This is a genomic window from Photobacterium sanguinicancri, assembly GCF_002265265.1.
Taxonomy (GTDB): Bacteria; Pseudomonadota; Gammaproteobacteria; order Enterobacterales; family Vibrionaceae; genus Photobacterium; species Photobacterium sanguinicancri.
The window spans coordinates 1-6,353 of sequence record NZ_NOIF01000234.1 but is presented as its reverse complement, the minus strand read 5'-3'; the positions used below and the strand labels follow the sequence as shown (position 1 = coordinate 6,353).

Below are 6,353 nucleotides of genomic sequence, written 5' to 3'. Positions count from 1 at the left end.
GAAAAAGCATTCATGAACAAGAAGCCACTGTGAAAAATATTTCAAATATAACCCAAGCTATCATCGTTAAAAAATTAGTTCATTTTCTACTACTACCAACAAGTTACGTTATTTCAATTTCTTCAGTTAATGCATCGCAGGAGCTTGAAGCATTGATGGATATGTCTTTGGCAGACTTGTCTCGTGCATCAGTAACATTAACGTCAGTAGCAAAAAAAGAACAATCGCTCAATAAAGTACCAGCTGCAGTTCATGTTATTACGGCAGAGCAAATTCGGCGCTCTGGTGCGAGAACGATCCCTGAAGCCTTATCGTTAGTTCCCGGTGTCCATGTTGCACGTCTTTCAGATAATAATTGGGCCGTTGCTATCCGTGGTGCCAATGAGATCCTCTTTAATAAATTATTAGTGTCTATCGACGGGCGAAGTATTTTTAACCCAATTACATCTGGTGTGATTTGGGAAAATATTCAGATGATGATGGCGGATATCGATCGTATTGAGGTTTTACTGGGCCCTGCTGGCACAATGTGGGGAGGTAATGCCGTCAATGGTGTCGTTAATATTATCAGCAAGAGTGCCGATGAGACCCAAGGGTTATATGCAGAGGGAACTATTGGTGATAAAGGTTATGAAGAAGTAAATGTTCGTTTAGGCAGTACAATAAATGATCAAACCGACGCGCGCCTTTCGGTTAGTGGTGTTCGCTCTGGTTATGCTGTGGGTGAAGAAGGCACTTTTCGTAATTATAATGTAAACATGCGAGTTGACCATTCTACGTATGGTAGTGAACTCACAGTGCAGCTTGGCGGTTATAATACGGATATACATACTGAGACTGAGACGGTTCATTTTGTGAGTATTGATTTACCACCCAATGAATATGATGAGTATAGCCGCGGTATTTCCGGTATGTTGAATTATGATACTGAAATAAAAACAGGCGTATTAACAGTTAATGTGTGGGCTGATAGCCATACGATAAATTACGAGTATTTCAAAGGGAGCTACCGTAACTGGGATGCTGATGTGTACTATCGTCTGCCCGTTTTAGATGCCAGTGAGTTGACCATGGGTGGTGGCGGACGCACCACACAAACAGAAGTCCTCCCTATATTAGGATTACAGCCTTCTGATTATAGAAAGGGGACAAGAACGCAGCTGTATAAAGACCAAGCATCAAAATACGATAGCTATAATGTCTATTCTCAACTAGAAACGGCTGTTACCGATCAACTAACGACTTATTTTGGCGTTAAAGTTGAGTACTTTGGTTTAGTCGATCGTTATGAAGTACTTCCTCAAGCGCGTCTGTCTTACGACTATTCACCCCGTCATCAATTTTGGACCGGCCTAGGCCGCGCTGTCGTGACACCTTCTATTATAGACACGGCATCCACAATGGTTGATTTCTCGGTTGAGCAAATCACTCAAAATTCTTACCAAGAAATATCGTCGATTGTACGTGGCAATGAAAATTTAAAAACAGAAGCGGTAACGACGTTAGATATTGGGCATCGATACTTTTTATCGAATGCATTTAGCACTAGTACTACATTGTTTTTTAGTCAATATAAAAATATCCGAGGTGTAGGTCTCGATACGTCAATGCCAACAGGGGAGCCCCAAGTAGAGCTAGCTCCTTGGGAGTCTGAGCCATTAACTATGTACCAGTACATTGATAATATAGAAGCCAAAACGTGGGGGACTGAATTTGCTGTTTTTTGGCAACCTACGTTTAACTTTAAAGTGAATGTGAATTATGCCTACCATCAAGTATTGACGGCATGTAATAACAGCGATGTTTGTATCGACCCATCGATGTCTGAACTGATGGAGCCACAGCCTAATCATATTGCAAGTGCGCAAACCATGTGGGATGTGACTGATAGTTTGCAGTTCGACATGATGTATAAATATATTCAGGGTAAAAATACCAACAATGCAAACATGGGTTGGGATACGATTTCAACACTAGATGCACGTTTAGCGTGGCAGAAAAAGCAGGATTGGCCAAGGCTCGAGCTAATGGTTGATGGTATTTTGAATAACCAACCATACTATGAGTCTAATCGTAACACCGCATATAAGATTGAGCGTCAAGTTTATCTAAAAGCTGTTTGGATGATGCAGTAATGAAGCGAGTGCTGTTTAGTGTTTTCACCTTGTTAATGTGTATGACTGCGAATGCTGGCATCACATTTTCGGCAGATAAGGTAAAAGCGGTCTACTTGGTTCGCTTTGCCAACTTTATTCATTGGCCCCAAGAAGAGAGCTTCTCGCAGATAAATTACTGTGTAATGGGTGAGAGTAAAGTAACGTATACGTTGAAGACGCTTCTCGTCGAGCATCAAGTTAGGAATATTTCTGTTGTTTATCGCCAAATCGAAAATGTACAAAGTTTAAGCCAATGTCAGTTGGTATATTTTACACCGGAAGCATACAGTCACCTCAATAATGATAGAGGCAGTACGATATCACTTGATAGAGTGGGACTTGTGACGGTCAGCGATCAGTACGCATTTGCAAAGACGGAAGGAATGGTTGAGTTTCGTGAGAAATCAGGACGAATAGTCCCAGTGATCAACATTGATAATGCGGCAAAAAATAGAATCACCATTCGCTCTCAGTTATTACGTATTTCGAAGCTCATCTCAGAACCTCAGGGAGATGAATAATGCGAAATAAATTTAGAAATCTTTCGATTCGAAGAAAGATGACGCTACCTGTTAGTTTTATTTTAGTCTTAATGTTTTGTGCCTTCAGCTTGTTTAGCGTTTTTTCAATCATTAATACAGAACAAGATAACTTGCTAGCACGCTCAGTTATTTTAGGCAAAGGCGTAGCGATAAACTTAAAAGCGGCATTACTGTTTGATGATCAGCGAAGTGGTGACGAAATATTATCGGCTTTTCAGGCTGATAATATGGTTAATTTTGTTGATGTAACGAAAGTGGATGGTAGTGTTTTTGCGAGTTACCGTTCTTTTGATGAACAGAATGAATGTCCCCATATTGAGGATAACTTTTTGTTACTGGGCAAAACACACATCGATCACTCTTTTTCCTCTAATTTCCTCTATGTTTCAATCCCTGTGACGGTAGCTGAAATGACTGTCGCCACAATGAAGATCTGTACTTCTTTAGATGAATTACATCAAGCAAAAAATGACGTGCTGAAATTTTGTTTGCTCTTACTCGTACCTGTATTTTTCCTTCGTTACTTCTTGCTGAAACAATTGCAAGTGTGGGTGATTAATCCTGTTGAAAGTTTGAGTTTTGCGATGCAGAGCCTGACTAAAATTAGGCTTCTTAAACAACGGCCTGTTGCTCACGGTGATGATGAAATTGGCAGCTTGGTCAAGTGTTTTAATGAGATGCTAGATAACTTAGATGAGCGAGACAAACAAATATCAGCTTCTATTGAGCAAGTTGCGAGTGAAAAATCTTTTGCTGATGATGTCATTTCGACAGTGCAACATGCTTTATTGGTTCTTGATAATCAAGGTCGTATTCTTCTTGCGAACAGTGCATGTGATGGTGTTTTTGGTTGTGTTGCCGGTGATATTCGCGGCTTAACATTACGTACTATCTTGAATGAACGATTTTGGGTGTTACATGACGAAACACTGAAAAAAATATTGGAGACTGATTGTGAGTCTTTTGATGAAATTATTAAAGCGCTTGATTTGCAAGGTTCCCCGCGCTACTACAGTGTAAAGGCTCGTGCATTAGTAGAAAGAAATCAAGTTCTTATTGCTATTGAGGATGTTACTCAAAAATATTTAGCAGAGAAACAACAGCGTTTAGCTGCCCGTATTTTCGAGCAGAGCCGTGAAGGTATTATTGTCATTGATTATGAGGGCAGCATCCTTATGGTTAACTCGGCGTTGTCGTCTATCATGGGATATGAAGCTGATGAGTTAATGGGGGCTCATATTAATGATTTCCTCGAAATTAAGTATATACATCAAATTCATCAAACTATCGAAGGTGCTGGTGGGCGTTGGCGTGGTGAAATATCAGAAAAACATAAAAATGGGATAATGATCCCGCTGGAAGTTAGGGCCAATATTATTAATGGCAATAATGATGAAAGTGCACAAATAGTCATGTCGATAACGGATCTTAGCCATAAAAAAGAATTAGAGCAGCTGGAATACCTTGCTCATCACGACGCTTTAACTGGATTGGCGAACCGAAAACGCTTATTTGATGTACTAGAAAAAAAGATGCAGGACTATTTGAATAATAAGACAAAGTTTGCAGTCTTGTATATTGACTTAGATGGTTTTAAACCCGTGAATGATACCTATGGGCATCATGTTGGCGATGAAGTGTTAAAGCGAGTTGCTCAACGCATGGAAGATAGTGTGCGTGATAATGATTTTGTTGCCCGTTTAGCTGGGGACGAATTTGTGGTTTTAGTTGATTCTATTCAGTCACCACAAGATGGTATGTTAGCCGCTGAACGAGTCTGCGCTGCCATTAATGCACCGATGACTATTGAAGGAAATACTCTGGATATAGGTGCCAGCATTGGCTTTAGCGAAGTGCATGGTGAGGGACAAGTATCGGTTGAACAAGTACTTCAAAATGCAGATGCTGCAATGTACCGAGCTAAAGAAAATAACCAGCATAGTATTGTTTGTTCGAAACTTTGTGAGTGTTAAGACGGTAATGGCAATCTTTCTAAAATGTTAGAGGGTTATAACTAGGCTAGGATGGCTGTTTATGGTTGATATGCAATTTGTGTGAAATTTAATTTAACCAAGCCATGTTTGACTACACTATATATTGCAAGCATGGCTGGACTGTTTAAATCGCAATGGTATCAACTAGGGAGGCGCCATCATGTTAGCTGAAAGTAAGCAGGTCATTTTAACTGGTGACAAAACGCAATGTGCCGATATTAGAATCATACCCACAGGGATAATAGAAGTAGATATTCCTAGTGAAGAAAGACACTACGAAGCTGATTTTGCGCAATTGTGTTTTTATACTCGTACACAGAAAACTGAACTGGTGTGTCGTTCAGAGCAAAAAAACGACGTTGTACAGTGGAAATTAGAGATTGCGAACGATGATGCACGTGAGTTATTAAGCATGATTGAACGCGCAGAAGATGAATTTGAGCAGCTAATGCGTAGTTTATGAGATTTAACTGCTCAAAAATAATGCGTATATGCCCGTTATGAAACCCTGTCAATGCAGGGTTTTTTTGTATCTGCACACTGCAAATTCGTTTTTATGAATAATGGTCTTTGGTTGGCACACAATCGAGGCAAACGATTTGGCAAGCGATTGCTTGTTTCCTGTTGTAAACAGAGTGTTTCTATTGTTTTGTGGGATTTGTCCTTGTAGCACGATGGCTGCGCCCATAAAATACATCTTATAACAATGATATTGCTCAATGACTTTCACTGTTTTGACGGTGAAAGCAATTATAATCAGCCAAAAGAAGCCTCCAATGAAACTAGAAGCCGTTGACTACACAGCTGAAAATGCAGAACAACTGTTTGTTGAATCCCTACGTAATACTGGTTTTGGTGTCCTTAAAAATCACCCAATTCAGCAGCAGTTAGTAAACTCCATCTATGAAAATTGGTATACATTTTTCAATGATGAAGGCAAAACAGATTTTACCTTTAATGTAGATACCCAAGACGGCCTATTCCCGACGGATGTGTCTGAAACGGCGAAAGGGCACGCAAAGAAAGACATTAAAGAGTTTTTTCATTACTACCCATGGGGGCAATGCCCTGAAGTATTACGTGCTGAAATTCAAAACTATTATGAACAGGCAAATACTTTAGCAGTAGAGCTACTATCGTGGGTTGAAAAGCACGCACCTAATGATGTATCAAATACATTTAGCCAGCCGCTATCTAGCATGATTGAAGACAGTGAACAAACACTGCTTCGCGTGTTGCATTACCCACCATTGCAAGGTGACGAAGAGCTTGGCGCAATTCGTGCGGGAGCGCATGAAGATATTAACTTATTAACTGTGCTACCAGCGGCTAATGAGCCGGGCTTACAAGTATTATCAAAAGAGGGTGATTGGTTAGATGTACCTTGTGATTTTGGTAATCTGATCATCAATATTGGTGACATGTTACAAGAAGCGTCTGACGGCTATTTCCCATCGACGACGCACCGTGTTATCAACCCTGAAGGTTCGGATAAAACCAAGTCACGCATCTCGTTGCCTTTATTCTTGCACCCTAAGCCAGACGTTGTGCTTTCAGATCGTCATACCGCGGGATCATACCTGACGGAGCGTTTGAAAGAGCTGGGTGTAATTTAAAGTTTTCTAGTGGATTGATTGTCTTCGCTCAGCCAAACTTAGTTA

At 40.3% G+C, this 6,353-nt stretch carries 5 protein-coding genes; all 5 read left to right on the top strand.

Annotated elements, in window-relative coordinates:
- The coding region (locus ASV53_RS21950; RefSeq protein ID WP_094958685.1) for a TonB-dependent receptor plug domain-containing protein at positions 1-2,135 on the top strand (2,135 nt) is incomplete at its 5' end.
- The gene (locus tag ASV53_RS21945) at positions 2,135-2,677 is read left to right on the top strand and encodes a YfiR family protein (protein ID WP_094958684.1); all 543 of its coding nucleotides are present in this window, start codon (positions 2,135-2,137) and stop codon (positions 2,675-2,677) included. The genes ASV53_RS21950 and ASV53_RS21945, both read left to right, overlap by 1 nt.
- Positions 2,677-4,671 carry a diguanylate cyclase domain-containing protein gene (locus ASV53_RS21940; RefSeq protein WP_094958683.1) on the top strand — a complete coding sequence of 665 codons (1,995 nt, stop codon included), beginning with the start codon at positions 2,677-2,679 and terminating at the stop codon, positions 4,669-4,671. The genes ASV53_RS21945 and ASV53_RS21940 overlap by 1 nt, the downstream gene beginning before the upstream one ends.
- Before the next feature lie 181 nt (positions 4,672-4,852).
- Positions 4,853-5,155: a hypothetical protein gene (locus tag ASV53_RS21935; RefSeq protein WP_094958682.1), complete on the top strand. Its 303-nt coding sequence runs from the start codon at positions 4,853-4,855 to the stop codon at positions 5,153-5,155.
- Between the two features lie 313 nt (positions 5,156-5,468).
- Positions 5,469-6,308 (top strand): 2OG-Fe(II) oxygenase family protein, encoded by an 840-nt coding sequence (locus tag ASV53_RS21930; protein ID WP_094958686.1) that lies wholly within the window; start codon positions 5,469-5,471, stop codon positions 6,306-6,308.
- Positions 6,309-6,353: the final 45 nt, after the last annotated feature.